Origin of the sequence: Salmonella sp. SAL04162, assembly GCF_046551535.1 — a bacterium.
In the GTDB taxonomy this organism is placed as follows: domain Bacteria; phylum Pseudomonadota; class Gammaproteobacteria; order Enterobacterales; family Enterobacteriaceae; genus Salmonella; species Salmonella enterica.
This window is the reverse complement of the sequence record NZ_JBGDVX010000018.1, coordinates 17,959-44,854: the sequence shown is the minus strand read 5'-3', so window position 1 is coordinate 44,854 and position 26,896 is coordinate 17,959. Positions and strand designations below refer to the sequence as shown.

The following is a 26,896-nucleotide window of genomic DNA, read 5'->3' as shown; positions in this document are numbered from 1 at the left end:
GTACCAGGCAGAAGGCCGTCGATAGACGGCCTTTTTTTGTGCACCGTGACAGGCGCTGTTCTTTCTCTATGGTGGCTGAAGAGCGACTAAGAGGTGCTACGCCGGCCTGCGCTACGGGCACCCGGTCACATTCTCTTCTTTAAGGCCCTGGCTCAATCCAGGTGGATCGGAAATCAAACCACCCCAGGTTATTCAGGTGGATCCCCCTGGCCCGGTCGGGGCCTTTGAGTCGCATCCAGTGGTGAAAAAGCGGTTGTAGCCAGCCTGAACGGGTGGTTTCCCTGACCAGTTGTTCCGCGCTGATTGTTTCGGCATGCCACTGGGTTTCCCATTGGGCCAGCAGCGCATCATCCCCACCGCTGATGGCGTGGCGCAGTAAAGGGGAGCCCAGCAGCCATGTACCGACGTTCCACTCTTCGGGAATGGGGAAATTAACTGTCCCCAGCCAGAGATCAACCTCGGCCTTGCCGCTTGCCCAGTCATCATAATTCAGTGCAACGCCCTCAAGTAAAATGCCCTGCTGGCGCATGATCTTTTGCATGATATCCAGAAGCATTGGAAATTCAGGGTGCTGATCGTGATAGGCCAGACGCAGTTTCGCGTAGGGCGACGACGAGATAAAAGGTGAACAGGCCGGGCCCGCCTCAATAGTATGAAACCAGGAGGACAGCAGGCTGCCGCCCGGTACCCAGAAGGGGCGAATTGCCTCACTCAGATGCTGGAGTATGGCGTAAGGGCTGAGTGTTTCCCGCAGCCAGCGGCGATGTTCGGCGGTATGCCAGTGCGGGGAGCGGCTGTCGCATAATAAAAAATAGCCTCCACGCTCAAGAAACATCTCGCGCAGGTTGTCAGAAGGTTTGCCCGCTACCTGGCTAAGCCGTCCGGAAACGTAATCCTCATCGCTCAGGCTGGAGCTGAGCCAGGCTGCCGTGTCGTTATCCGACAGCGATTCCGCCAGGTTGTCTGTCTCCGTTAAATTCGGCCAGATAAAGACCTCCACTTCATCCAGCAGCCCGCGCAGACCGAAATAGTGGTCAAAGGCCTTCATTTGCAGATGAAAGCCATTGTTTTCCACCACCTCATAAGGGCCAGTCCCCACAGGATGTGCCGGGAAATCAGCGCGTTGTGTATGGTTAGGCGGTAGGATCATGGCATCAATATGGCTGAGCAGCAGCGGCAGTCGGTTATCCGGGTGCGCCAGCGTAATTTCAAGGCTCAGCGGCCCGGTGGCCTGAATGGTCTGCAAGTGCGAGAACAACGGCAGCTTAGCGCTGCGGGTCAGTGAAGCGATAACCGCGTCGATCGTCAGCTCCTGACCATCATGCCAGAGGACGGCGGGGCGCAGATAAAAACGCCAGCGCAGTGGATCAATCTGCCGCCAGTGGTGGGCAAGATCGGCTTCGACTTCACCTTTTTCCTCATTTATGCGCGTCAGGCCGCTAAAAATCTGCCTGACCAGATGCTGTTCAGAGCGACGCAGCGGCGTGCCGGGGCACAGCGACGGCATTGTCCGGTAATAGGGGATGCACAGCCGCTGATAGTCTGCCCGCACGCTATAGCCCAGTTTTGAGCGCAGCAGTTGCGCCACCTGGTGCTTATTTTTACCCAGCAGTTGAATGGCCTGATCAACATGACCAGACTCCAGTAACTGCTCCGCCTTTTCGCTTAACAGCTGTTCTGGTTTATAGCGCAGGTGAAGCCGGGCGCGATGCCCACGTCCGGCCTGTGATTGCCAGATGAGCCACTTTGCCTCCTGCATCTGAAGCAACAGATTACGCATATGCCGCCGGGTGCAGAACAACACATCCGCCAGCTCCTGTAGCGTCACGCTAACGGGCTTGTCGCCATAGTGCTGGAGTAGCTTTAAGTATTTTTGTTCAGTGTGCCGGGTTGCCATAAAAGGTGAAATTTCCCGAACGGGAATGAGCAATTTTTAATATCCCCTTTTTAGCCGATGATTTTCTCTATCGCAACTTCTATGAGGATTCATCATGACAAAGCGCATTAATAAAGACACTCAGGTCTGCATGTCCCTGGCGGCACGCCCAAGTAACTTCGGTACACGCTTTCACAACTATCTGTACGAAGCGCTGGATCTCAATTATCTCTACAAAGCCTTTTCGCCGACCAATCTTACGCAGGCCATTAGCGGCGTGCGCGGTCTGGGGATCCGTGGGTGCGCGATCTCTATGCCGTTTAAAGAAGCCTGCATTCCGCTGGTGGATGAACTGGATGCTTCTGCTCAGGCCATTCACTCAGTTAATACCATTGTGAATACCAATGGCCATCTGAAGGCGTACAACACCGATTACATTGCAATAGCTCGCTTGCTGGCGAATTACAAGGTCTCTCCCGACCTGGTATTTGCTTTGCGTGGCAGCGGTGGTATGGCAAAGGCGGTGGCCTGCGCGCTGAAGGATGCGGGGTTTACCCGTGGTTATATTGTCGCGATTGATGAAGCGTCAGGTAAACAACTGGCCGAACTCTATGGCTATGAATGGCGCCCGGATACCGACGGTATTGAAGCCGATTTGTTAATTAACGCCACGCCTATCGGAATGGCTGGCGGTAATGATGCCGACAAACTCTCTTATTCCGAACAGGAAGTGGATAAGGCGAGCGTTATCTTTGATGTGGTGGCGCTACCGCCCGTCACGCCGCTAATCCGCTACGCCCGTGAACGCGGTAAAACCGTGATTACCGGTTCCGAAGTGTTTGCTATTCAGGCCGTGGAGCAATTTGTCCTTTATACCGGGATTCGCCCGGATGACGCGCTGTTCCAGAAAGCCGCGGCCTGGTCACGTCTGTAACATTTTTTCCCGCTTTTTCTTTAAATTAAAAGAACAGGGTACCCTACTATGACTAAAAAAATTGTTGCTGTGACGGCCTGTCCGACGGGCGTCGCCCATACCTTTATGGCGGCAGAAGCGTTGGAAATTGAAGCCCGCAAGCGTGGTGACTGGATCAAGGTTGAAACCCGCGGTTCCGTCGGGGCGAAGAACACGCTGACCGCGGAAGAGATAGCGCAGGCGGATGTGGTGATTATCGCGGCGGATATTGAACTGGATCTGTCAGGCTTTGTTGGCAAAAGACTCTATCGCACCAGTACCGGCGCGGCGTTAAAAAAGAGTGCGCAGGAAATGGATAATGCTTTCAATAGCGCCGAGGTCTATCAGGGGAGTGCCGGGCGCTCTTCTTCAGCTGGTAAAACAGAGCTACCCGGCGTTTATAAGCATTTAATGACCGGCGTATCCCATATGCTTCCTTTGGTGGTGGCGGGAGGGTTGTGTATCGCGCTCTCTTTTGTCTTCGGTATCCAGGCTTTCAATGAGCCGGGCACGCTGGCGGCTGCGTTATTTCAAATCGGCGGTAAGGCGGCCTTTGCGCTGATGGTGCCGGTACTGGCTGGGTTTATTGCCTTCTCAATTGCCGATCGTCCGGGTCTGGCCCCGGGGCTTATTGGCGGGATGTTGGCCAGCCTGTGCGGCGCTGGTTTCCTGGGTGGGATTGTGGCCGGTTTTCTGGCCGGTTACAGCGTACGGTTTCTTGCGCAAAATATTAAGCTGCCGGCGTCAATGGAAGCGCTTAAGCCTGTGCTGGTTTTGCCGCTACTGTCTACGCTGGTTACCGGCCTTATCATGATTTACGTGGTGGGTGGCCCCGTTTCTGCGGTGATGGAAGGGCTGACGACGTTCCTGGGGAGTATGACCTCTACGAATGCTATCTTGCTGGGAATGTTGCTGGGCGCAATGCAAGGTTTTGACCTTGGCGGGCCGGTGAATAAAGCTGCGTATACCTTCGGCGTTGGTTTACTGGCTTCTCATTCTTATATGCCAATGGCGGCTATTATGGCGGCAGGGATGGTACCGGCATTAGGAATGGGCGTCGCAACCTGGGCGGCCAGAGCGAAATTCAATGCCGCTGAGCATGAAGCGGGTAATGCATCTTTTATCCTGGGGCTGTGCTTTATCTCTGAAGGGGCGATTCCCTTCGCCGCGCGAGACCCGATGCGCGTCATCCCTTCCACGATGGTCGGTGGCGCAATCGCCGGGGGTCTGTCCATGTATTTCGGTTGTACACTGATGGCGCCACACGGCGGCCTCTTTGTCCTGGCGATCCCGCATGCGGTGGAACATGTGATGCAGTACCTGCTCTCGATTGCCCTGGGCACGATTGTCTGCGGCCTGATGTACGCGCTATTGAAACCGTCTGTGGTTGCGCAAACAGTTTAATTCATCTCCCCCTGCAGGCTGGTCTGGTGTCTCCCCGGGCCAGCTTTTTTATTTCCATTGTCATCAAACCGTCATAATCAAGACATATAACTGTCATCAATTTGTCCTATTTTGCTCATCGTAGCAACTCAAACAATGATTTACCGAAACCGTGCAGGAGACATTATGAAAGTTATGCGTACCACTGTCGCAACTGTTGTCGCCGCGACCTTATCGATGAGCGCGTTCTCTGCCTTTGCAGCAGCAAGCCTGACAGGTGCCGGTGCAACGTTTCCTGCACCGGTGTATGCCAAATGGGCGGATACCTACCAGAAAGAAACCGGTAACAAAGTCAATTACCAGGGGATAGGCTCTTCCGGCGGCGTGAAACAAATCACCGCGAATACCGTTGATTTTGGCGCTTCCGATGCGCCGCTGTCTGACGAAAAACTGAATCAGGAAGGCCTGTTCCAGTTTCCGACTGTGATCGGCGGCGTGGTGCTGGCGGTGAATATTCCAGGCCTCAAATCCGGCGAACTGGTGCTGGATGGTAAAACGCTGGGTGACATCTACCTCGGTAAAATCAAGAAGTGGGATGATGAAGCCATCACCAAATTGAACCCAGGCGTGAAGCTGCCTTCTCAGAATATCGCTGTGGTGCGTCGCGCTGACGGTTCCGGTACCTCCTTCGTGTTCACCAGTTACCTGGCGAAAGTCAACGAAGAGTGGAAATCCAAAATTGGTGCGGGCTCTACCGTAAACTGGCCGACTGGTCTGGGCGGTAAAGGTAACGACGGTATCGCGGCATTTGTACAGCGTCTGCCAGGCGCTATTGGCTACGTTGAGTATGCGTATGCCAAGCAGAACAACCTGGCCTACACCAAACTGGTTTCTGCCGACGGCAAACCGGTAAGCCCGACGGAAGAGAGCTTCTCTAATGCGGCGAAAGGCGCAGACTGGAGCAAAACCTTCGCGCAGGATCTGACCAACCAGAAAGGTGACGATGTGTGGCCAATCACCTCCACCACCTTTATCCTGGTCCACAAAGCGCAGAAGAAACCTGAGCAGGGTGCTGAAGTGTTGAAGTTCTTCGACTGGGCCTACAAAAATGGCGCTAAGCAGGCGAATGATCTGGACTACGCCAGCCTGCCGGATAACGTTGTTGAGCAGGTTCGTACCGCCTGGAAGACCAGTATAAAAGACAGCAACGGTAAGGCGCTGTATTAATTAACGAATTGGCGGATGGCGCTACGCTTATCCGCCCTACGGTTTCGACCGCAGGCCCACGTTGTAGGCCGGATAAGCGTAGCGCCATCCGGCAGGGGCAACGTCGTAAAACGCGTTTAATGGAAAGAGTAATTTATGGCTGCAACCAAGCCTGCTTTTAACCCGCCGGGTAAAAAAGGCGACATGATTTTCAGCGCGCTGGTAAAACTGGCTGCGCTGATTGTGCTATTGATGTTGGGCGGTATTATCGTCTCATTGATCATCTCCTCCTGGCCAAGTATTCAGAAATTTGGTTTCTCATTTCTTTGGACTAAGGAATGGGACGCGCCAAACGATATCTACGGCGCACTGGTGCCCATTTACGGCACGCTGGTGACCTCCTTTATCGCACTGCTGATCGCCGTTCCGGTCAGTTTCGGCATTGCCCTGTTTTTAACCGAGCTGGCGCCAGGCTGGCTAAAGCGTCCGCTCGGCATCGCCATTGAACTGCTGGCGGCAATTCCCAGTATCGTGTACGGCATGTGGGGGCTGTTTATCTTCGCGCCGCTGTTTGCGACGTACTTCCAGGAGCCGGTCGGCAATATTCTTTCCAACATTCCTTTTGTCGGCGCGCTGTTCTCCGGCCCGGCGTTTGGTATCGGCATTCTGGCGGCGGGCGTCATCCTCGCCATCATGATCATCCCCTACATTGCGGCGGTTATGCGCGACGTCTTCGAGCAAACGCCGGTAATGATGAAAGAGTCCGCTTACGGTATCGGCTGCACTACCTGGGAAGTTATCTGGCGCATCGTGCTACCGTTCACCAAAAATGGCGTGATCGGCGGCATTATGCTGGGACTGGGCCGTGCTCTGGGTGAAACGATGGCGGTCACTTTTATCATCGGCAACACCTACCAGCTCGACAGCGCGTCGCTGTATATGCCGGGCAACAGCATCACTTCCGCACTGGCGAACGAATTCGCTGAGGCGGAATCGGGTCTGCACGTGGCAGCGTTGATGGAACTGGGGCTGATTCTGTTTGTGATCACCTTTATCGTCCTGGCGGCGTCTAAGTTCATGATTATGCGTCTGGCGAAGAACGAGGGAGCACGTTAATGGCTACGCTTGATATGCAGAACACCGCGCAGCTCGCGGAATCCCGTCGCAAGATGCAGGCGCGTCGCCGCATGAAGAACCGTATCGCACTAACGCTCTCAATGGCGACGATGGCATTTGGCCTGTTCTGGCTGATCTGGATTTTGATGTCCACCATCACGCGCGGCATTGATGGTATGTCGCTGGCGCTGTTTACCGAAATGACACCGCCGCCGAACACCGCGGGCGGCGGGCTGGCGAACGCCCTGGCAGGGAGTGGATTATTGATTCTCTGGGCTACCGTATTGGGTACCCCGCTGGGGATTATGGCCGGGATCTATCTGGCGGAATATGGCCGTAAATCCTGGCTGGCGGAAATCATTCGTTTTATTAACGACATTCTGCTTTCCGCGCCGTCAATTGTTGTGGGGCTGTTTGTTTACACCATCGTGGTGGCGCAGATGCAGCACTTCTCCGGTTGGGCAGGGGTGATTGCGCTGGCGCTGTTGCAGGTACCGATCGTTATCCGTACCACTGAAAACATGCTCAAGCTGGTGCCGGATAGCCTGCGTGAAGCCGCTTATGCGCTGGGTACGCCGAAGTGGAAGATGATCTCCGCGATTACGCTGAAAGCCTCTATCTCCGGCATTATGACCGGTATTCTGCTGGCCATTGCCCGTATCGCCGGGGAAACGGCGCCATTGTTGTTTACCGCGCTCTCGAACCAGTTCTGGAGCACCGACATGATGCAGCCGATCGCCAACCTGCCGGTGACCATCTTTAAATTCGCGATGAGCCCGTTTGCCGAATGGCAACAATTAGCCTGGGCGGGCGTGCTGATTATTACCCTGTGCGTACTGCTGCTGAATATTCTGGCGCGTGTTGTTTTCGCGAAGAAAAAACACGGTTAAAGACATTGTAGGCCTGATAAGCGTAGCGCCATCAGGCATTATTTTACGGCGTGGCGGATGCGGCGCTGGATGAGGAAAAGAGTGAAATGAGTATGGTTGAAACTGCCCCGAGTAAGATTCAGGTTCGTGATTTGAACTTCTACTACGGCAAATTCCATGCCCTGAAGAACATTAATCTGGATATCGCGAAGAATCAGGTAACGGCATTTATCGGGCCATCCGGCTGCGGTAAATCAACGCTACTGCGTACCTTCAATAAAATGTATTCGCTTTATCCGGAGCAGCGCGCGGAAGGTGAAATTCTGCTGGATGGCGACAATATTCTCACCAACACCCAGGATATCGCGCTGCTGCGCGCAAAAGTGGGGATGGTATTCCAGAAGCCGACGCCGTTCCCGATGTCCATCTATGACAATATCGCCTTTGGCGTGCGTCTGTTTGAGAAGCTGTCTCGCGCCGATATGGACGAGCGCGTGCAGTGGGCGTTGACCAAAGCCGCATTATGGAACGAAACCAAAGATAAATTGCACCAGAGCGGGTACTCTCTCTCCGGTGGTCAGCAGCAGCGCCTGTGCATTGCGCGTGGTATCGCTATTCGCCCGGAAGTGTTGCTGCTGGATGAGCCATGTTCAGCTCTGGACCCGATATCCACCGGGCGTATTGAAGAGCTGATCACCGAGCTGAAACAGGATTACACCGTGGTGATCGTGACCCACAACATGCAGCAGGCGGCACGTTGCTCCGATCATACGGCGTTTATGTACCTGGGCGAGTTGATTGAGTTCAGCAACACGGACGATCTGTTCACCAAGCCCGCGAAGAAACAAACAGAAGACTATATCACCGGTCGTTACGGTTAATTCAGGAGTGCGTAATGGACAGTCTGAACCTTAATAAACATATTTCCGGCCAGTTCAACGCAGAACTGGAAAGCATCCGCACTCAGGTAATGACCATGGGCGGCATGGTGGAGCAGCAGCTTTCTGACGCTATCACCGCCATGCACAACCAGGACAGCGAGCTGGCGAAGCGCGTGGTAGAAGGCGATCATCAGGTTAATATGATGGAAGTCGCCATCGATGAAGCCTGCGTGCGTATTATCGCCAAGCGCCAGCCGACGGCGAGTGACCTGCGTCTGGTAATGGCGATTATCAAAACCATCGCCGAACTGGAGCGCATTGGCGACGTGGCGGATAAAATCTGCCGTACCGCGCTGGAGAAATTCTCCCAGCAGCACCAGCCGCTGCTGGTCAGCCTGGAGTCGCTGGGTCGCCACACCGTGCAGATGCTACACGACGTTCTGGATGCGTTCGCGCGGATGGATCTCGATGAAGCGGTGCGCATTTATCGTGAAGATAAGAAGGTTGACCAGGAGTACGAAGGCATCGTGCGTCAGCTGATGACCTACATGATGGAAGACTCGCGCACGATTCCCAGCGTGCTGACCGCGTTATTCTGCGCGCGCTCTATCGAGCGTATCGGTGACCGTTGCCAGAATATTTGCGAATACATCTTCTACTTCGTGAAGGGGCAGGATTTCCGTCACGTGGGCGGAGATGAGCTGGATAAGCTGCTGGCGGGGAAAGATCCGAAAGAGTAAATCTCATTCTTTTGCCCGGTGGCGCTGCGCTTACCGGGCCTACAGGTACAGATGCTGTAGGCCGGATAAGCGTCAGCGCCATCCGGCATTTCAGTTAACGCGTAATCTCCCACCCGCGCGCTTTCCACAATCCCGGCAACTGCGCCAAATCGGTAAACGTCGTCACGTTAGGGTGATCGATCGGCTTGTTATGCGGATCGGCGCAGAAATAAAACACTTCCATTCCCGCTGCAATTCCTGACTGCGCGCCTGCGCTGGAATCATCCACCAGAATACACTTCTCAACATTGACCTTCATGGCGTTCGCCGCATGGAGCATCAGCGCCGGATCGGGCTTCCAGCGTTGAATATCGTAACCGCTAAACAGCAAATCGGGAAAATGATGCAACATGCCCAGTTTACCCAGCGAATGCTGCATCTTACTGACCGGCCCGTTGGATACCACGCACATCGGCGTCTTAATGCTCTCCAGCAGGGTATTTGCGCCCGCGATCGCTTCCAGTTCGGTATCGAACAGGCGCGCAACCTCGGCGCGATACACGGGCTCCAGCTCCGCCTTTGCCAGCGCAACGCCATGCTCTTTACTGATGGTATCGATAATTTCGTAGAGCTTTACGCCTTTAAAGCGTCTGAATACTTCCGTGAGCTTAAGCGTAATGCCGAACTGCCGGAACATAGTGACATAGGCGCGCGAGCAAATCACTTCACTGTCGACCAGCGTGCCGTCACAGTCAAAAAACACCGCTTCGATTTGGGACATGTCATTTCCATTTTAACAAGTTTAACGTTTACGTAATGCTGAATGAGGGGACGCAATCGTTGCCGTACTAACAAATTGAGTGAAAAAAATTACCACACAACTGCGCCAGGTGTCGCATTTTGGTATAGGATAACGGCGAATTTTCCCTCCTTTCTCCGGAAATTGATAATGAGTCAACAACACACCACCCAGGCTTCTGGTCAGGGTATGCTGGAACGCGTGTTTAAACTGCGCGAACATGGCACGACGGCACGAACCGAAGTGATCGCCGGTTTTACCACTTTCCTGACGATGGTTTATATCGTTTTTGTTAACCCGCAAATTCTGGGCGTAGCTGGCATGGACACTAGCGCCGTCTTTGTGACCACCTGTCTGATTGCGGCCTTTGGCAGTATTCTGATGGGCCTGTTCGCTAACCTGCCGGTGGCGCTGGCGCCCGCGATGGGGCTGAATGCGTTCTTTGCCTTCGTGGTTGTGCAGGCAATGGGACTGCCGTGGCAGGTAGGCATGGGCGCCATTTTCTGGGGCGCTGTTGGTCTTTTATTGCTGACTATCTTCCGCGTGCGTTACTGGATGATCGCCAACATTCCGGTCAGCCTGCGCGTGGGCATCACCAGCGGCATCGGCCTGTTTATCGGCATGATGGGGCTAAAAAACGCCGGCGTGATCGTCGCTAACCCGGAAACGCTGGTCAGCATCGGCAACCTGACCTCGCACAGCGTGCTGCTGGGGGTTCTCGGATTCTTTATTATTGCGATTCTCGCTTCGCGCAACATTCATGCGGCGGTGCTGGTGTCCATCATCGTCACGACGCTGCTTGGCTGGATGATGGGCGATGTACACTACAACGGCATTGTCTCCGCGCCGCCAAGCGTCACCAGCGTGGTAGGGCATGTCGATTTGGCAGGCTCGTTCAATCTTGGCCTGGCGGGGGTTATTTTCTCCTTCATGCTGGTAAACCTGTTTGACTCCTCCGGTACGCTGATTGGCGTGACCGATAAAGCCGGCCTGGCGGATGAGAAAGGCAAATTCCCGCGCATGAAGCAGGCGCTGTTTGTTGATAGTATCTCTTCCGTCACTGGCGCATTTGTCGGAACCTCTTCTGTGACCGCTTATATTGAGTCCTCTTCCGGCGTTTCGGTGGGCGGTCGCACCGGTTTGACGGCAGTAGTGGTCGGTATTTTGTTCCTGCTGGTTATCTTCCTGTCGCCGCTGGCGGGCATGGTGCCGCCTTACGCGGCGGCGGGCGCGCTGATTTACGTCGGCGTGCTGATGACCTCCAGCCTGGCGCGGGTAAACTGGCAGGATTTAACCGAATCGGTCCCGGCGTTTATTACGGCGGTAATGATGCCGTTTAGCTTCTCGATCACCGAAGGTATCGCGCTGGGCTTTATCTCTTACTGCGTGATGAAAATCGGTACCGGTCGCCTGCGCGACCTTAGCCCGTGCGTAGTGATTGTCGCGCTGTTATTCGTGCTGAAGATTGTGTTTATTGACGCACACTAATGAAATGAACCCTCGCCCCATCGGGGGGAGGGTTTTTAAATAACTTACGCTTTAACGCGCTGAATATACTCGCCAAATGCGGTCAACTGACCGGTCAAATGATCTAACGTTCCCTGCTCAATCACTTCGCCCAGTTGCGGGTCGACTTTATTCTGAATCACGCCGCCCATAAATTCCGGTTTATTCATCACCATCGCATCAAGGAACACCAGAATCTGGCGCAGATGATACTGGCAGCGCGCGCCGCCAATCGCCCCCATTGAACTGGTCTGGATAAGAACGGGCTTACCCGCCAGCGGCTGCTCAGGCAGACGGGATAGCCAGTCGATGGCATTCTTCAGGCCGCCGGGAACGGAATAGTTATATTCCGGCGTCACAATGACGACGCCGTCAGCGTTGCGAATCTGCTCCGCCAGCGCCTCTACGCTGGCTGGAAATCCCTCTTCCTGCTGGATATCGGCGTCATACAGCGGAATATCCCCGATTGAAGGCAGCGGCGATACCGTCATTCCTGCCGGCGCGACTTTAGGCAGCGTACGCGCCACCATCCCGTTAAAGGAACCTTTGCGTAAACTTCCCAGCAATGTAACCACATTCAGCGTTTCAGACATACGTGCCCCTTTTTTCATTATGAACGATTAAGCGTATACGATTTGGCGGCGGGGAGTTGGGCGAAGCGCATCAGACGACCGGTTGGCTCATTGGCGCGCGTCTGGATATCGGGCAGGCTTTTCCAGCCCAGTTTACCATCGAACTCCCACACTTTTAATTTTTCTATCGCTGGCGTAACGGTTACGGACCATACCAGCACATCTTCCGCATCGCATACGGCTTCAAGCTGTGTGACATGCGCGCACTTCAGGCGTCCGGCAACGGGTAAAAGTTGCAGCTCCCGCGGATCGTCATTCATGACATCGCCGGTGAGTTTTAACACGCTCTGGCGCAATGTGATGAGTTGCGCTCGCGCTTCGTTGGGATCGTTTTGATTGGCTACCCATAAGTTTTCATTACGGGAGAAAGGGTGGCGTTCGAGCGAATGCGGATGGTGAAAGCCGCGGGAGGTGCGCTGTAATTCCATATCCAGCCCGCACTCTCCTTCGGTGGTCAACGCCACGCCAACCATATTTCCGGCGTAGGAGATAGAAAAACCTGGCAGATTTTTGTCACGAAACGCGGGTTTACCTTTCGCCTGAATAATGATTTCCGGCAGCTCGCTAATTCCGTACAGCATAAACATCAGTTCGGCAAGAAGGCCTCTGGAGGCGAGAAAACGCGTTCGTCGGTGAGCAGGCAGGTTTCTGGCTTCAATATGGCAAGACGAAGAGAGACGAATTGAAACCAACTGTCCCTCCGTAAGTATCCCTCTGGCAAAGTGAGTCGCCATTTTTCGCTCCGTGATTAATGGGCCGTGATAATGACGAGAGTAACATTAACGTAAATTATGGACAGGTTTTACGCGCTAAAAATTCAATTTCAGAACGTTCTTTAATCAGACGGTGACATTTCTGGTAAGAGGAAGGTTAATTTATCAACGCAGGTGGTCAGATAAGGCGACGGCAGAGCGTGTTGATAGCCTGTCGTAGCCACACAATCTTGGGATTATGACTATTACGTTTGTGCCATAATAGGGTAAACGGCACCATCAGCTTTTCCCGCTGTTGCGCATCAAAAGGCAGGGGGCGCGCCACTAACGGTAGCTGGTGGAGCTGATTGTAGTGCTGGCAATAGCGCGGCGCGGTTGCTATCAGGGTGTGATCCGGCTGGGCGGCCATAAAGAGCGACTGCTCGAACCCCGGCAGGCTCAACGCGATATGACGTTTGCGTCCCATTTCTTGCAGGACATCATCCAGCGCCCAGGTATCGCTTTGCTCCCAGCAAATACTGATATGCGGGTAGCGCAGAAATGTGTCCAGATCCCACGCTTCGCGCAGCGCCGGATGATCTTCCCGCAGCCAGACCCACGGCAAATCGCTAAACAACACCTCAAAATCAATCGCGAGCGGCAACAGGCTGAGCAATTCTCGCGAGCGGGGATGGCTTTCGCGTCCGGTAAATCCGATATCGACTTCCCCACGCGTAATCGCCTCCAGCGAGTCATAATCCCAGTTGCGAACCTTAATGGTAGCCTGCGGATAGCGCTGATAAATCTGCTGCGACAGTGAATTAAACATAATCATCATCAGCGGCGACTCTGCCGCCAACTCAAATTTTAAACCGCGCGGCGTTTGATGATGCGGCTTATCAAGCAGTTGGTTCCCCATCTGCATCCAGTCCGCCAGACTTTGCTCCATACTGACCATCAGCGGCGTCGGCGCCAGGCCCAGCGGCGTATTGACGAACAGCGGATCGTCAAACCATGCCCGGAGTTTCGCCAGCGATTTGCTGACCGCAGAGGGCGTTACGTTCATCCGTTTTGCAGCTTTAGTGACGCTGCGCTCCTGCATGAGTAACTGTAGGCATAACAGCAGATTAAGATCGAGATTGGTAAGGGATTTCTTCATGCTCGGCTACGGACCTGTTGGGCGTGACGGAGAAGATCAGCAGAATACTCACTATGCTACAACCAATCAGAATCCCGATCAGCATATTCATCGCGCTGATACCGAGTATTGCCGCCAGCCAAATCCACAGTGATGAACCGCAAACCTGCGCGATACCCAGCGTGGAACTGGCCACTCCGGCGCGCAGCGAAAACGGCCCCAGCGCCTGGCTCATCGCGACGCCAAAACCAACCGAGAATCCGGCGCAGATAAGCGTCAGGCCAAAGAGCGTGACGGTATTGGTATGAGCAAGGCTTAACGTCACGCCAGCCGTCAAAAACAGCCCCTGTGAGACGAGCATTAAGGTTCGCGGCTTAAATAACCCAAGCGCAAAAGGGGTAGAAAAAGAGACGACCATGCTGACGCCTGCGGTGAGCGCCATGGTAATGGCATAGTCGCCACGGCTAAATCCCATCACCTCCATCAGCAGCACTGGAGAGGCATTGACGAAGGTCAGGATCACCGACACGCTAAGGGTGGTGATCGCCAGTCGACTGACGAAAAAACGGTTAACCAGCGACTCGGCGGCGGGCGACGATCGTGATAAATCGCGTGGAGCCAGCCTTGCCGGGCGCGTCTCGCGCAGGATAAACAGTGATAACAGGCCCACAATAATGCCCATCGCGGACATCGTATAGAACAGACTTTGCCAGGGGAAACGAAGCATAATCAAATGCCCCATCACCGGGGCGAGTACCGGCACAATACAGGTAATCCCATTCAATAATGACAGCACTTTCGCCCGACGATGCTCGTCGAGCGTGTCGCGCAGAATGGCGAACGCCACCACATAGCAGCCGCCTGCTCCTACCCCCTGAAGAAAACGCCCACTCAGAAATAGCGAGCCTTCCGACGCCCGTGAACAAAGCAGTGAGGCTATCATAAAGACGAGCGCGCCGACGATCGCGACCGGCTTGCGGCCTGACTGGTCGGCTATCTTCCCGGCAAACAGCATGGCCGTCGCCATTCCGGCCAGGTAAACGGAGAAGGCGATATGCAACTGCGCCTCGCTGGCGTTCAGATCGGCGGCTATACGCGGTAAACCGACCAGATACATATCAATACCGGCAGGATAGAGTAAAACCAGGGCAAAACTACACAGTAGAAAACGTTTCATAGCGGCCTCACGAAAAGTGTGGCGCTAAGAATACGGGGCGACGTTGCGCGAGACGAGTTGCCATTTGGACAACAGTGATTTCCTCATGGGAAATTATTGTTGCCGGATAGCGGCGTAAACGCCTTATCCGGCCTACGGGTTCTGTAGGCCCGGTAAGCATCGTGCCACCGGGCAACACAACGTTATTTGCCGATACAGAAGCTGGAGAAAATCCGTCCCAGCAGGTCGTCGGAGGTAAACTCGCCGGTAATCTCGCTTAAGCTTTGCTGCGCCAGGCGCAATTCTTCCGCCAGCAGTTCCCCCGCCCACGCGCCTAATAGCTGTGCTTTGCCCTGCTCAAGATGTTCAGCGGCTTCCGCCAGCGCCTGCAGGTGACGGCGGCGGGCCAGGAAGCCGCCTTCCATATTGGTATCAAAACCCATGCTCTGCTTGAGGTGGTTACGCAGCACGTCGACGCCTTCGCCGGTACGCGCCGAGAGGCGAACCAGTGAGTGACCATTTACTTCACTAATACCCAGCGTTTCGCCGGTGATATCCGCCTTGTTACGTACCACGGTAATCGGTAGATTTTTGGGCAGACGGGCGATAAAGTCCGGCCAGATGTCGGCAGGGTCAACGGCGTCCGTCGTGGTGCCATCCACCATAAACAGCACGCGATCGGCCTGTTCAATCTCCTGCCAGGCACGTTCGATGCCGATACGCTCAACTTCGTCGCTGGCGTCGCGCAGTCCGGCGGTATCGATGATATGCAGCGGCATCCCGTCGATGTGAATATGCTCGCGCAACACGTCGCGCGTGGTACCGGCGATATCGGTGACAATGGCCGCTTCACGGCCTGCCAGCGCATTCAGCAGGCTGGATTTCCCGGCATTCGGGCGTCCGGCAATCACTACCTTCATCCCTTCGCGCAGCAGGCTGCCCTGGCGCGCTTCGGTGCGCACGGCGTCAAGATCGGCGATGACGCCATTGAGCTGCGCTTCGATTTTGCCGTCAGAGAGAAAGTCGATCTCCTCATCCGGAAAATCAATAGCCGCTTCGACGTAGATTCGCAGGTGAGTAAGTGCTTCCACAAGGTGGTTAACGCGGGCGGAAAATGCCCCCTGTAACGAGTTTAGCGCCGAACGCGCCGCCTGTTCGGAACTGGCATCGATCAGGTCGGCAATGGCTTCTGCCTGGGCTAAATCGAGCTTATCGTTGAGGAACGCTCGCTCGGAGAACTCGCCCGGTCGGGCAATGCGCACGCCTGGAAGCGTCAGGATACGTTTTAACAGCAGGTCCAGGATCACCGGACCGCCGTGCCCTTGTAGCTCCAGCACATCTTCACCGGTGAAGGAGTTTGGGCCGGGGAACCACAGCGCAATACCCTGATCCAGCGCGCTGCCGTCAACGTCTTTAAACGGCAGGTAGTCGGCATAGCGCGGCTTCGGCAGCTTGCCCAGCACCTCTTGCGCAACGTCGCGCGCCTTCAGACCAGAGATACGCAGGATACCCACGCCACCGCGTCCCGGTGGGGTTGCCTGGGCGACGATAGTGTCGTTATGGCTCATGGTTAGTCTCAACTTTGTTGCAATAAAAAAAGGCGGTCATATGACCGCCTTTTGATTGTAGGCCTGATAAGCGTTAGCGCCATCAGGCTGACCGGCGCGCCTTGCCGGATGGCGGCTTCGCCTTATCCGGCCTACACCGAATCAGGATTTTTTCTTCTCGCGGCTATGCAGGCCACGCTTCTCCAGACCACGGTAAATCAGCTGCTGCTGAATGATGGTGACCAGGTTGCTGACGATATAGTACAGCACCAGACCTGACGGGAACCACAGGAAGAACACCGTAAAGATGACCGGCATAAAGGTCATGATCTTCTGCTGCATCGGGTCGGTCACGGTGGTCGGCGACATCTTCTGAATGAAGAACATCGTTACGCCCATCAGGATCGGCAGAATGTAGTACGGGTCCTGTGCGGACAGGTCATGAATCCACAGCGCGAACGGCGCATGACGCAGTTCAATGGAACCCATCAGCATGTAGTACAACGCCAGGAAGATAGGCATCTGGATGATCAGCGGGAAGCAGCCGCCCAGTGGGTTAACCTTCTCCGCTTTGTACAGGGCCATCATCTCCTGGCTTTGGCGCTGTTTATCATCGCCAAGACGTTCGCGCATCGCCTGAATTTTCGGCTGCAGCATACGCATCTTCGCCATTGATGTGTACTGCGCTTTGGTCAGCGGGTACATGATACCGCGAACGATAAAGGTAATGATGATAATGGAGAAGCCCCAGTTGCCCACAAAGCTGTGGATCCACTTCAGCAACTTGAACAGTGGCTGAGAGATGAACCACAACCAGCCGTAGTCCACGGTCAAATCCAGGTGCGGTGCAACAGCCGCCATTTTATCCTGAATTTCCGGGCCGACCCACAGGGTGCTGGTCATCGCGCCAGTCTGGCCTGGCTGTACCAGTACCGGCTGCGCTTTATAGCCGATAGCGACAATGCCGTTACCCAGATTGGCGGTGTAGAAATTGTTGGTGCCGTCGTTACGCGGAATCCATGCGGTAGCGAAATACTGCTGCAACATTGCCACCCAACCGCCTTTGGAGCTGACGTTGAGGTTTTCGTTATCGGCAATAGTGTCGAATTTGTATTTCTCATACTTCTCATCCGGCGTGGAGTACGCTGCGCCGCGGAACGTATGCAGCGCAAAGTTGCTGCTGCCGGTGTCGCGATGAGGAGGCAGGTTGACGGATTGTTTTAACTGACCAAAGGTGGAAACTTCCAGCGGTTTTTCGCCGATGTTCTGCACGCTATAGTTCACGTTAACCGCATAATCGCCACGCTTAAAGACAAACGTTTTGGTAAACGTGTTGCCTGCGGCGTCAGTATAAGTCATCGGAACCTGCAGTTCGTTCTGACCGTCGGCCAGTACAAACGCCTCTTTCTCGACGTTGTACAGCGGACGCGGGCCGTTCGCCGGGTTATCCGGGCCGTCGCGGCCTGTCAGGCCGCTTTGCGCCTGATAGATAAACTGCGGGGTGGTTTCCAGCAGCTGGAACGGTTCGTTGGAACCCAGTTCTTTCGGGTAAGCCGGGAGCAAGGCCTGCTCGACATCACCACCACGGGTGTTGATAGTCAAATCAAGCACATCGGTTTTCACCGTAATCATTTTCCCCTGGCCACTGGCTGGTACGCCCTGGTCGGCGGCGCTACCCGCTGCGGTGGTCGTTGTCTGCGTGGTCTGTTGAGTCTGAGGTTGCGGATTTTTATCCTGCTCCCAGGCTTGCCAGATCATGAAAGACACGAACAGCAAAGCGATGACTAAAAGATTGCGTTGCGAATCCATCGTTAGTGTTCTCTGGTATCAAATGGTCCGGGCGGGACGGGATCGTCACCACCAGGGTGTAAAGGGTGGCATTTTAATACGCGTTTCACCGTCAACCAACTGCCTTTTATCACTCCAAACCTGCGCAATGCCTCAATTCCGTAGCTTGAGCACGTTGGCGTGAAACGACAATGCGGCCCAAGCAGCGGACTGATCAGGCGTTGATAGACCCGAATAAGGGCTATCAGGACCCGCGAGCCAGGCGACAGTGGCGGCGCCATAATTTTTCCAACGCTTCCGAGAGAGCACGGTTATCGAGGTCGGCAACCCCTTTTTTCGCCACCACCACGAAATCCATTGCAGGAAGTTCATGCTGGCGCAGACGGAAGCTTTCACGCGTCAGACGTTTAATCCGGTTGCGTTCATGCGCACGTCGAACGTTTTTCTTGGCGACGGTAAGACCGATACGGGGATGCCCCAGCGAATTCAGGCGGCCGAGGATGGTGATTTGCGGCGTGCCAGCCCGTTGAGGTTGCTGGAAGACGAATGTGAAATGAGCGGGAGTTAACAAACGTAACTCCCTGGGAAATGCGAGCTTAACCACTCAGGGGTTAGCTTTATTACTTGGAAACGGTCAGACGAGCGCGGCCTTTAGCACGACGACGTGCCAGAACCTGACGACCATTTTTAGTAGCCATACGAGCACGGAAGCCGTGAGAACGGTTGCGCTTCAGTACAGACGGTTGAAAAGTGCGTTTCATGGCGATTTCTACCTAAACTTGAATAAATTCACTGACTTTTGCGTATACCCGAACAAACTTTGAACGACTTACGCCACAGTGTGGGTGATTAAAGAGGCCGGATTGTAATAATTGTACACTCCGGAGTCAATTCTCTTTCCTTATTTTCCCGCGATTTTCCACGCCTTTTTGTGCGGAAAATAAGCAGCGTTGACGCCATATGACGGGCATTGCGCGACGGGTGGAGAATTATACGGACTGCCAGGTAAAGCGCAAGGATCGCCCTGGATCTTTATGCGATCTTTTAGGCGTCTGCTCACCTTTACCTATTAATTTTTTCAATATGCGCGCGAAAGCGTACAGGAGTTCCCCAGGATCGATTACACTTATCTTTTCCTGGAAAGTCCTGTGGATAAATCGGGAAGAATCTGTGAGAAACAGAAGATCTCTTGCTCAGTTTAGGCTATGATCCGCGGTCCTGATCGTTTCAAACGATCCTGGTCAGGCATGAACACGAAATCTTTCAGACTGCGTGAAGTCGCGATCGTTTGAAAGATCCGTGAAAACCGCAGACAGCGGTTCGTGCGTCACCCTTCATGCAGGGTCTTATCGACGTGCGCCAACAATCATTAATGTATCAGCCTTTGTCATTTATCGACTTTTGTTCGAGTGGAGTCCGCCGTGTCACTTTCGCTTTGGCAGCAGTGTCTTGCCCGATTGCAGGATGAGTTACCAGCCACAGAATTCAGTATGTGGATACGCCCGTTGCAGGCGGAACTGAGCGATAACACGCTGGCTTTGTATGCGCCAAACCGTTTTGTGCTCGATTGGGTAAGAGATAAGTACCTCAACAATATCAATGGATTACTCAACACATTCTGCGGCGCGGATGCCCCACAACTGCGTTTTGAAGTGGGAACAAAGCCCGTTACGCAAACGCTAAAAACGCCTGTGCATAACGTTGTCGCGCCTGCGCAGACAACGACGGCGCAGCCGCAGCGCGTAGCGCCTGCGGCCCGTTCGGGCTGGGACAACGTACCAGCGCCGGCGGAGCCGACCTACCGCTCCAACGTCAATGTTAAACATACATTTGATAACTTCGTCGAAGGTAAATCCAACCAACTGGCGCGCGCGGCGGCACGTCAGGTGGCGGATAATCCTGGCGGCGCCTATAACCCGTTATTCCTCTATGGCGGCACCGGTCTGGGTAAAACTCACCTGCTGCACGCGGTGGGTAACGGCATTATGGCGCGCAAACCCAATGCGAAAGTCGTGTATATGCACTCCGAGCGCTTTGTGCAGGACATGGTAAAAGCCCTGCAAAATAACGCCATCGAAGAGTTTAAACGCTACTACCGCTCCGTTGACGCATTGCTGATCGACGATATTCAATTCTTCGCCAATAAAGAACGATCCCAGGAAGAGTTTTTCCATACCTTTAACGCTCTGCTGGAAGGCAATCAGCAGATCATTTTGACGTCGGATCGCTATCCGAAAGAGATCAACGGCGTTGAGGATCGTCTCAAGTCCCGCTTTGGTTGGGGGCTAACAGTGGCGATCGAACCGCCAGAACTGGAAACCCGCGTGGCGATCCTGATGAAAAAAGCGGACGAAAATGATATTCGTCTGCCAGGCGAGGTAGCGTTCTTTATCGCCAAGCGTCTACGCTCTAACGTACGTGAACTGGAAGGCGCGCTGAACCGGGTAATCGCCAATGCCAACTTTACCGGCCGGGCGATTACTATCGACTTTGTGCGCGAAGCGCTGCGCGATTTACTGGCGTTGCAGGAAAAACTGGTCACCATCGACAATATTCAGAAGACGGTGGCGGAGTATTACAAAATCAAAATTGCGGATCTGCTTTCTAAGCGTCGATCTCGCTCGGTAGCACGTCCGCGCCAGATGGCTATGGCGCTGGCAAAAGAGCTCACCAACCACAGTCTGCCGGAAATCGGCGATGCGTTTGGCGGGCGCGACCACACTACCGTACTTCATGCCTGTCGTAAAATTGAGCAACTGCGTGAAGAAAGCCACGATATCAAAGAAGATTTTTCGAATTTAATCAGAACACTATCGTCGTGATCCTATGAAATTTACCGTTGAACGTGAACATTTATTAAAACCGCTTCAGCAGGTCAGCGGCCCGCTGGGCGGTCGTCCTACGCTGCCGATTCTCGGTAACCTGCTCCTCCAGGTAGCGGACGGTACGCTTTCTCTGACCGGCACCGATCTTGAAATGGAGATGGTCGCGCGCGTTACGCTTTCTCAGCCGCATGAGCCAGGCGCCACTACCGTGCCGGCGCGGAAATTCTTTGATATCTGCCGCGGCCTGCCGGAGGGCGCGGAGATTGCCGTTCAGTTGGAAGGCGATCGGATGCTGGTGCGTTCTGGCCGTAGCCGCTTCTCGCTGTCTACACTGCCTGCCGCCGATTTCCCGAATCTTGACGACTGGCAAAGCGAAGTTGAATTTACGCTGCCGCAGGCCACGATGAAGCGCCTGATTGAAGCGACCCAGTTTTCGATGGCCCATCAGGATGTGCGCTACTACTTAAACGGTATGCTGTTTGAAACGGAAGGTAGCGAACTGCGCACTGTCGCGACCGACGGCCACCGTCTGGCGGTGTGCTCAATGCCGCTGGAAGCGTCTTTACCCAGCCACTCGGTGATTGTGCCGCGTAAAGGCGTGATTGAACTGATGCGTATGCTCGACGGCGGCGAAAACCCGCTGCGCGTGCAGATTGGCAGTAATAATATCCGCGCGCACGTCGGCGACTTTATCTTTACCTCGAAGCTGGTGGATGGTCGCTTCCCGGATTACCGTCGCGTTCTGCCGAAGAATCCGGATAAACATCTGGAAGCGGGCTGCGATATCCTCAAGCAGGCGTTTGCCCGCGCGGCAATCCTCTCGAATGAGAAATTCCGCGGCGTGCGTCTGTACGTCAGTGAGAATCAGCTCAAAATCACCGCCAATAACCCGGAGCAGGAAGAAGCGGAAGAGATTCTGGACGTGAGCTACGGCGGGACGGAGATGGAAATCGGCTTTAACGTCAGTTACGTGCTGGACGTGCTCAATGCGCTGAAGTGCGAAACCGTGCGCATTATGCTGACGGATTCCGTATCCAGCGTACAGATTGAGGATGCGGCGTCACAGTCGGCTGCCTATGTTGTTATGCCAATGCGCTTGTAAAGAATATCGGGCTATCTTACTTGTTATTCTGGCTCCGGGCAGTGCTCGCACAAAATACGAAGTATTTTGGACGTCTTATGGACGGCCCGAAGGGCGAGCGCAGCGAGCAATCCTCACGTACTCCAGTACGCTCCGGTTGCTGTGCGCTGGCCGTAACCAGACTAACTGCGCCGATAACGCCCTGGTTATGAGTTGATATGTCGCTATCCAGACTGCTAATCAAAGACTTCCGCAACATAGAAAATGCGGATCTCGCTTTATCCCCCGGCTTTAACTTCCTGGTTGGCGCCAACGGCAGCGGCAAAACCAGCGTGCTGGAAGCTATCTATACGCTTGGCCACGGTCGGGCGTTTCGCAGTTTGCAGCCTGGCCGCGTGATTCGTCATGAGCAGGAAGCGTTTGTTCTCCACGGGCGATTACAGGGCGAAGAGCGTGAGACGTCGATTGGCTTAACTAAAGATAAGCAGGGCGACAGCAAAGTCCGTATCGATGGTACCGACGGTCACAAGATCGCGGAGCTGGCGCATTTAATGCCGATGCAGTTGATTACGCCGGAGGGGTTTACTTTACTCAACGGCGGCCCCAAATACAGAAGAGCGTTCCTTGACTGGGGATGCTTTCACAACGAAGCCGGATTCTTCACCGCCTGGAGCAACCTGAAACGATTGCTGAAACAGCGTAATGCTGCGCTGCGCCAGGTGAGTCGTTATGAGCAATTGCGCCCGTGGGATAAGGAGCTGATTCCGCTGGCGGAACAAATTAGTACCTGGCGGGCGGAGTACAGTAGCGCTATCGCACAGGACATGGCGGATACCTGTCAGCAGTTTTTACCTGAATTTTCCCTGACGTTCTCTTTCCAGCGCGGCTGGGAGAAAGAGACAGACTATGCGGACGTGCTGGAGCGAAGCTTTGAGCGTGACCGTATGTTGACCTACACCGCGCACGGGCCGCATAAAGCGGACTTTCGCATTCGCGCTGACGGCGCGCCGGTGGAAGATACCCTGTCGCGCGGGCAGCTAAAGTTATTGATGTGCGCCTTACGTCTGGCGCAGGGCGAGTTCCTCACCCGCGAAAGCGGGCGGCGCTGCCTGTACCTGATAGATGATTTTGCCTCTGAACTTGACGATGCGCGTCGCGGACTGCTGGCCAGCCGCTTAAAAGCCACGCAATCGCAGGTCTTTGTCAGCGCAATTAGCGCTGAACACGTTATAGACATGTCGGATGAAAATTCGAAGATGTTTACCGTGGAAAAGGGTAAAATAACGGATTAACCCAAGATTAAATGAGCGAGAAACGTTGATGTCGAATTCTTATGACTCCTCCAGTATCAAAGTCCTGAAAGGGCTGGATGCGGTGCGTAAGCGCCCGGGTATGTATATCGGCGACACGGATGACGGCACCGGTCTGCACCACATGGTATTCGAGGTGGTAGATAACGCTATCGACGAAGCGCTCGCAGGTCACTGTAAAGATATCGTCGTGACTATTCACGCCGATAACTCCGTGTCCGTAACGGATGATGGCCGTGGCATTCCGACCGGGATTCACCCGGAAGAAGGCGTCTCGGCGGCGGAAGTGATCATGACCGTTCTGCACGCGGGCGGTAAATTTGACGATAACTCCTATAAAGTCTCCGGCGGTCTGCACGGCGTGGGCGTCTCGGTAGTCAACGCTCTGTCGCAAAAACTGGAACTGGTTATCCAGCGAGATGGCAAAATTCACCGTCAGATCTACGAGCACGGCGTGCCGCAGGCACCCCTGGCCGTCACTGGCGATACCGATAAAACCGGCACGATGGTACGTTTCTGGCCGAGCCACGAAACCTTCACCAACGTCACTGAATTTGAATATGAGATCCTGGCGAAACGCCTGCGTGAACTGTCATTCCTGAACTCAGGCGTCTCCATCCGCCTGCGCGACAAGCGCGATGGCAAAGAAGATCATTTCCACTACGAAGGCGGCATCAAGGCGTTTGTTGAATATCTGAACAAGAATAAAACGCCGATCCACCCGAATATCTTCTACTTCTCCACCGAAAAAGACGGTATCGGCGTGGAAGTAGCGCTGCAGTGGAACGATGGTTTCCAGGAAAATATCTACTGCTTTACCAACAACATTCCGCAGCGCGACGGCGGTACTCACCTGGCAGGCTTCCGTGCGGCGATGACCCGCACGCTGAACGCCTACATGGACAAAGAAGGCTACAGCAAAAAAGCTAAAGTCAGCGCCACCGGCGATGATGCCCGTGAAGGTCTGATTGCGGTGGTTTCCGTAAAAGTGCCGGACCCGAAATTCTCCTCACAGACCAAAGATAAGCTGGTCTCTTCCGAGGTGAAATCGGCGGTAGAACAGCAGATGAACGAATTGCTGAGCGAATACCTGCTGGAAAACCCATCTGACGCGAAAATTGTCGTCGGCAAAATTATCGATGCCGCGCGTGCGCGTGAAGCGGCGCGTCGCGCCCGTGAAATGACCCGTCGTAAAGGCGCGCTCGATTTAGCCGGTCTGCCGGGCAAACTGGCGGACTGCCAGGAACGCGACCCGGCGCTGTCCGAACTGTACCTGGTGGAAGGGGACTCCGCGGGCGGCTCTGCGAAGCAGGGGCGTAACCGCAAGAACCAGGCGATTCTGCCGCTGAAGGGTAAAATCCTTAACGTCGAGAAAGCGCGCTTCGACAAGATGCTCTCCTCTCAGGAAGTGGCGACGCTGATTACCGCGCTGGGCTGCGGTATCGGTCGTGACGAGTACAACCCGGACAAGCTGCGCTATCACAGCATCATCATCATGACCGATGCGGACGTCGACGGCTCGCACATCCGTACGCTGCTGTTGACCTTCTTCTATCGTCAGATGCCGGAAATCGTTGAACGCGGCCACGTCTACATTGCGCAGCCGCCGCTGTACAAAGTGAAGAAAGGCAAGCAGGAACAGTACATTAAAGACGACGAAGCGATGGATCAGTACCAGATTTCCATCGCGCTTGACGGTGCGACTCTGCACGCGAACGCTCATGCGCCGGCGCTATCCGGCGAAGCGTTAGAAAAACTGGTCTCTGAATATAACGCCACGCAGAAAATGATTGGTCGTATGGAGCGTCGCTTCCCGAAAGCGCTGCTCAAAGAGCTGGTGTATCAGCCAACTCTGACCGAAGCCGATCTTTCTGATGAGCAGACTGTAACGCGCTGGGTGAATGCGCTGATTACCGAGCTGAACGAGAAAGAGCAGCACGGCAGCCAGTGGAAGTTCGATGTTCATACTAATACGGAACAGAATCTGTTCGAGCCGATCGTTCGCGTGCGTACGCATGGCGTGGATACCGACTATCCGTTGGATCACGAGTTTGTGACCGGCGCGGAATATCGTCGTATCTGCACGCTGGGCGAGAAGCTGCGCGGTCTGATTGAAGAGGATGCGTTTATTGAACGCGGCGAGCGTCGCCAGCCGGTAACCAGCTTCGAGCAGGCGCTGGAGTGGCTGGTGAAAGAATCACGTCGCGGTCTGGCTATCCAGCGTTATAAAGGTCTGGGTGAAATGAACCCGGATCAGCTGTGGGAAACCACCATGGACCCGGAAAGCCGCCGTATGCTGCGTGTGACCGTCAAAGATGCGATTGCTGCCGACCAGCTGTTCACCACGCTGATGGGTGATGCCGTTGAGCCGCGTCGTGCCTTTATCGAAGAGAACGCCCTGAAAGCGGCGAATATCGATATTTAACCTACCTTAATCCCCGGCCTACCGCTGGTTGGCCGGGGCATCATGATGTTCATCGACATAGCTGAATAAAAAATCTCTAAAGCGCTGCGTGGCGGGCGTTTGTGCGCGCTACGCATGAAAATAAAGGTTCATATTGCGCCGCAGCGGCGGCGTGAGCGAACAGGTCGCTAATTGGTAGCTTTTGGCGTAATGGCGGGAAAAGGTTCCGGCGATCACCACGCCTTCACACTGCGCCGCCAGCGACATGGCGGTCGCCATATGCTCCACCGTCATTTTGGGCTTAATGCGCACGCCAGCGGTCGCGGAGATCATCGGAATGGATTCGTTGCCGACGGCAATCAGCTCTTCGCTTTGAATCTCTTCCCAGCGAACCGTTTTTTTATGCAGCCGATAGTCCGGATGGCAGTACAGGGCGATTTCCGTTGTGAACAGCGTTTGTTTGTCGATTTCCGGTTCCAGCGGCCGCTCCGGGCCGATACCAAAATCGGCTTCTCCCAACATAATGCTTTTTTGTAATTGCGACATGGGCTTATCAATAAGCTGTACGTGGGTATGCGGATGCTGCCGCTTAAAGGCATGGATGATTTGCGGCAGAAAAGCACAGGCGATCAGCGGCGCGCCAACAACCCGCACCAGGGATTTTTTGATCTCTTTCAGGTCGCGGGCATAATTTTCGGCCCGTTGAAACTCTTCAACCACCCGCATAGCGGCGGGTAAAAACTTTTCGCCGTCGGGCGATAGCTTCACCACGCGCGAAGTGCGGTCGAAAAGGGAAACCTCCATCTGGCTTTCCATTTCGTTGATTAAACCGCTAACGGCGCCCTGCGTGATGCACAGATATTTGCTGGCGGCGGTAAAACTACGCAAATCCGCGACGGCCAGAAACGCGCGAAATTGCCGGATAGTTAAATTCATTTGCCACCTGTGTTACCCCTTTACTGAGAGGATTTTATCTCAGTTTGGATAAGGTCGCGTTGATACGACTCGCAAATACA

At 54.5% G+C, this 26,896-nt stretch carries 23 protein-coding genes and 1 pseudogene; 12 read left to right on the top strand and 12 right to left on the bottom strand.

Features of this window, described 5'->3' with window-relative positions:
- Positions 1-139: 139 nt before the first annotated feature.
- Positions 140-1,897 carry an SgrR family transcriptional regulator gene (locus tag ACLJRH_RS24135; RefSeq protein ID WP_023136903.1) on the bottom strand — a complete coding sequence of 586 codons (1,758 nt, stop codon included), beginning with the start codon at positions 1,895-1,897 and terminating at the stop codon, positions 140-142.
- Between the two features lie 94 nt (positions 1,898-1,991).
- On the opposite strand from ACLJRH_RS24135, the gene ACLJRH_RS24130 reads away from it, so the two are divergent.
- From ACLJRH_RS24130 to phoU, 7 genes are all read left to right on the top strand, one after another.
- A complete protein-coding gene (locus ACLJRH_RS24130; protein WP_001646865.1) occupies positions 1,992-2,810 on the top strand; it encodes a shikimate 5-dehydrogenase in 819 nt (272 codons plus the stop codon).
- Positions 2,811-2,858: 48 nt separating this feature from the next.
- A complete protein-coding gene (locus ACLJRH_RS24125) occupies positions 2,859-4,232 on the top strand; it encodes a fructose-specific PTS transporter subunit EIIC (protein WP_023136902.1) in 1,374 nt (457 codons plus the stop codon).
- Positions 4,233-4,397: 165 nt separating this feature from the next.
- Positions 4,398-5,438, top strand: coding sequence for a phosphate ABC transporter substrate-binding protein PstS (gene pstS, locus ACLJRH_RS24120; RefSeq protein ID WP_000867132.1), 1,041 nt, complete (start codon positions 4,398-4,400; stop codon positions 5,436-5,438).
- Between the two features lie 135 nt (positions 5,439-5,573).
- Positions 5,574-6,533 carry a phosphate ABC transporter permease PstC gene (gene pstC, locus ACLJRH_RS24115; RefSeq protein ID WP_000741630.1) on the top strand — a complete coding sequence of 320 codons (960 nt, stop codon included), beginning with the start codon at positions 5,574-5,576 and terminating at the stop codon, positions 6,531-6,533.
- A complete protein-coding gene (gene pstA, locus ACLJRH_RS24110) occupies positions 6,533-7,423 on the top strand; it encodes a phosphate ABC transporter permease PstA (protein WP_000212197.1) in 891 nt (296 codons plus the stop codon). The genes pstC and pstA overlap by 1 nt, the downstream gene beginning before the upstream one ends.
- Positions 7,424-7,509: 86 nt before the next feature.
- Complete coding sequence (pstB, locus tag ACLJRH_RS24105) at positions 7,510-8,283, top strand: phosphate ABC transporter ATP-binding protein PstB (protein ID WP_000063118.1); 774 nt, start codon at positions 7,510-7,512, stop codon at positions 8,281-8,283.
- Between the two features lie 14 nt (positions 8,284-8,297).
- On the top strand, positions 8,298-9,023 hold the full coding sequence (gene phoU / locus ACLJRH_RS24100) for a phosphate signaling complex protein PhoU (protein ID WP_000377800.1): 726 nt from the start codon (positions 8,298-8,300) through the stop codon (positions 9,021-9,023).
- 94 nt (positions 9,024-9,117) lie between these two features.
- On the opposite strand, the gene yieH is transcribed toward phoU, so the two are convergent.
- Positions 9,118-9,783 (bottom strand): 6-phosphogluconate phosphatase, encoded by a 666-nt coding sequence (gene yieH, locus ACLJRH_RS24095; protein WP_001528219.1) that lies wholly within the window; start codon positions 9,781-9,783, stop codon positions 9,118-9,120.
- Positions 9,784-9,951: 168 nt separating this feature from the next.
- Between yieH and adeP the strand changes: the two genes are divergently transcribed.
- Complete coding sequence (adeP, locus tag ACLJRH_RS24090; RefSeq protein WP_001519317.1) at positions 9,952-11,289, top strand: adenine permease AdeP; 1,338 nt, start codon at positions 9,952-9,954, stop codon at positions 11,287-11,289.
- Between the two features lie 44 nt (positions 11,290-11,333).
- On the opposite strand, the gene ACLJRH_RS24085 is transcribed toward adeP, so the two are convergent.
- From ACLJRH_RS24085 to rpmH, 9 genes are all read right to left on the bottom strand, one after another.
- Positions 11,334-11,918: an NADPH-dependent FMN reductase gene (locus tag ACLJRH_RS24085; RefSeq protein ID WP_001608976.1), complete on the bottom strand. Its 585-nt coding sequence runs from the start codon at positions 11,916-11,918 to the stop codon at positions 11,334-11,336.
- Complete coding sequence (locus ACLJRH_RS24080) at positions 11,918-12,673, bottom strand: 4'-phosphopantetheinyl transferase family protein (RefSeq protein WP_000190678.1); 756 nt, start codon at positions 12,671-12,673, stop codon at positions 11,918-11,920. Before ACLJRH_RS24080 ends, ACLJRH_RS24085 begins: the two co-directional genes overlap by 1 nt.
- A 157-nt stretch (positions 12,674-12,830) precedes the next feature.
- Positions 12,831-13,790, bottom strand: a complete 960-nt coding sequence (yidZ, locus tag ACLJRH_RS24075; protein WP_000749365.1) for an HTH-type transcriptional regulator YidZ — start codon at positions 13,788-13,790, stop codon at positions 12,831-12,833.
- Positions 13,759-14,946 carry an MFS transporter gene (locus ACLJRH_RS24070; protein WP_000819610.1) on the bottom strand — a complete coding sequence of 396 codons (1,188 nt, stop codon included), beginning with the start codon at positions 14,944-14,946 and terminating at the stop codon, positions 13,759-13,761. The genes yidZ and ACLJRH_RS24070 overlap by 32 nt, the downstream gene beginning before the upstream one ends.
- A gap of 182 nt (positions 14,947-15,128) precedes the next feature.
- A complete protein-coding gene (gene mnmE / locus ACLJRH_RS24065; protein WP_000019081.1) occupies positions 15,129-16,493 on the bottom strand; it encodes a tRNA uridine-5-carboxymethylaminomethyl(34) synthesis GTPase MnmE in 1,365 nt (454 codons plus the stop codon).
- A gap of 141 nt (positions 16,494-16,634) precedes the next feature.
- Positions 16,635-18,281, bottom strand: a complete 1,647-nt coding sequence (gene yidC / locus ACLJRH_RS24060) for a membrane protein insertase YidC (RefSeq protein ID WP_023136900.1) — start codon at positions 18,279-18,281, stop codon at positions 16,635-16,637.
- A gap of 2 nt (positions 18,282-18,283) precedes the next feature.
- Positions 18,284-18,541, bottom strand: a complete 258-nt coding sequence (gene yidD, locus ACLJRH_RS24055; protein WP_001307474.1) for a membrane protein insertion efficiency factor YidD — start codon at positions 18,539-18,541, stop codon at positions 18,284-18,286.
- Entirely contained in the window at positions 18,505-18,864 is a 360-nt protein-coding gene (rnpA, locus tag ACLJRH_RS24050; RefSeq protein ID WP_000239725.1) for a ribonuclease P protein component, read from the bottom strand. Before rnpA ends, yidD begins: the two co-directional genes overlap by 37 nt.
- A 16-nt stretch (positions 18,865-18,880) precedes the next feature.
- Entirely contained in the window at positions 18,881-19,021 is a 141-nt protein-coding gene (rpmH, locus tag ACLJRH_RS24045) for a 50S ribosomal protein L34 (protein ID WP_000831330.1), read from the bottom strand.
- A 660-nt stretch (positions 19,022-19,681) separates the two neighbouring features.
- Between rpmH and dnaA the strand changes: the two genes are divergently transcribed.
- The 4 genes from dnaA to gyrB all read left to right on the top strand — a co-directional run bounded on the left by dnaA (position 19,682) and on the right by gyrB (position 25,901).
- Entirely contained in the window at positions 19,682-21,082 is a 1,401-nt protein-coding gene (dnaA, locus tag ACLJRH_RS24040; protein WP_000059093.1) for a chromosomal replication initiator protein DnaA, read from the top strand.
- A 4-nt stretch (positions 21,083-21,086) separates the two neighbouring features.
- Entirely contained in the window at positions 21,087-22,187 is a 1,101-nt protein-coding gene (gene dnaN, locus ACLJRH_RS24035) for a DNA polymerase III subunit beta (RefSeq protein WP_000673474.1), read from the top strand.
- A 197-nt stretch (positions 22,188-22,384) separates the two neighbouring features.
- Positions 22,385-23,458: a DNA replication/repair protein RecF gene (gene recF, locus ACLJRH_RS24030; RefSeq protein WP_000059373.1), complete on the top strand. Its 1,074-nt coding sequence runs from the start codon at positions 22,385-22,387 to the stop codon at positions 23,456-23,458.
- A gap of 28 nt (positions 23,459-23,486) precedes the next feature.
- Positions 23,487-25,901: a DNA topoisomerase (ATP-hydrolyzing) subunit B gene (gyrB, locus tag ACLJRH_RS24025; protein WP_000072047.1), complete on the top strand. Its 2,415-nt coding sequence runs from the start codon at positions 23,487-23,489 to the stop codon at positions 25,899-25,901.
- An 18-nt stretch (positions 25,902-25,919) separates the two neighbouring features.
- Here gyrB and ACLJRH_RS24020 read toward each other — a convergent pair.
- A pseudogene (locus ACLJRH_RS24020) lies at positions 25,920-26,816 on the bottom strand (LysR family transcriptional regulator).
- Positions 26,817-26,896: the final 80 nt, after the last annotated feature.

Bases quoted from the DNA above. Each gene is read 5' to 3' on its own strand.
- ACLJRH_RS24135 (WP_023136903.1), bottom strand. From the start codon at position 1,897: ATGGCAACCCGGCACACTGAACAAAAATACTTAAAGCTACTCCAGCAC.
- ACLJRH_RS24130 (WP_001646865.1), top strand. From the start codon at position 1,992: ATGACAAAGCGCATTAATAAAGACACTCAGGTCTGCATGTCCCTGGCG.
- ACLJRH_RS24125 (WP_023136902.1), top strand. From the start codon at position 2,859: ATGACTAAAAAAATTGTTGCTGTGACGGCCTGTCCGACGGGCGTCGCC.
- pstS (WP_000867132.1), top strand. From the start codon at position 4,398: ATGAAAGTTATGCGTACCACTGTCGCAACTGTTGTCGCCGCGACCTTA.
- pstC (WP_000741630.1), top strand. From the start codon at position 5,574: ATGGCTGCAACCAAGCCTGCTTTTAACCCGCCGGGTAAAAAAGGCGAC.
- pstA (WP_000212197.1), top strand. From the start codon at position 6,533: ATGGCTACGCTTGATATGCAGAACACCGCGCAGCTCGCGGAATCCCGT.
- pstB (WP_000063118.1), top strand. From the start codon at position 7,510: ATGAGTATGGTTGAAACTGCCCCGAGTAAGATTCAGGTTCGTGATTTG.
- phoU (WP_000377800.1), top strand. From the start codon at position 8,298: ATGGACAGTCTGAACCTTAATAAACATATTTCCGGCCAGTTCAACGCA.
- yieH (WP_001528219.1), bottom strand. From the start codon at position 9,783: ATGTCCCAAATCGAAGCGGTGTTTTTTGACTGTGACGGCACGCTGGTC.
- adeP (WP_001519317.1), top strand. From the start codon at position 9,952: ATGAGTCAACAACACACCACCCAGGCTTCTGGTCAGGGTATGCTGGAA.
- ACLJRH_RS24085 (WP_001608976.1), bottom strand. From the start codon at position 11,918: ATGAAAAAAGGGGCACGTATGTCTGAAACGCTGAATGTGGTTACATTG.
- ACLJRH_RS24080 (WP_000190678.1), bottom strand. From the start codon at position 12,673: ATGGCGACTCACTTTGCCAGAGGGATACTTACGGAGGGACAGTTGGTT.
- yidZ (WP_000749365.1), bottom strand. From the start codon at position 13,790: ATGAAGAAATCCCTTACCAATCTCGATCTTAATCTGCTGTTATGCCTA.
- ACLJRH_RS24070 (WP_000819610.1), bottom strand. From the start codon at position 14,946: ATGAAACGTTTTCTACTGTGTAGTTTTGCCCTGGTTTTACTCTATCCT.
- mnmE (WP_000019081.1), bottom strand. From the start codon at position 16,493: ATGAGCCATAACGACACTATCGTCGCCCAGGCAACCCCACCGGGACGC.
- yidC (WP_023136900.1), bottom strand. From the start codon at position 18,281: ATGGATTCGCAACGCAATCTTTTAGTCATCGCTTTGCTGTTCGTGTCT.
- yidD (WP_001307474.1), bottom strand. From the start codon at position 18,541: ATGGCGCCGCCACTGTCGCCTGGCTCGCGGGTCCTGATAGCCCTTATT.
- rpmH (WP_000831330.1), bottom strand. From the start codon at position 19,021: ATGAAACGCACTTTTCAACCGTCTGTACTGAAGCGCAACCGTTCTCAC.
- dnaN (WP_000673474.1), top strand. From the start codon at position 21,087: ATGAAATTTACCGTTGAACGTGAACATTTATTAAAACCGCTTCAGCAG.
- recF (WP_000059373.1), top strand. From the start codon at position 22,385: ATGTCGCTATCCAGACTGCTAATCAAAGACTTCCGCAACATAGAAAAT.
- gyrB (WP_000072047.1), top strand. From the start codon at position 23,487: ATGTCGAATTCTTATGACTCCTCCAGTATCAAAGTCCTGAAAGGGCTG.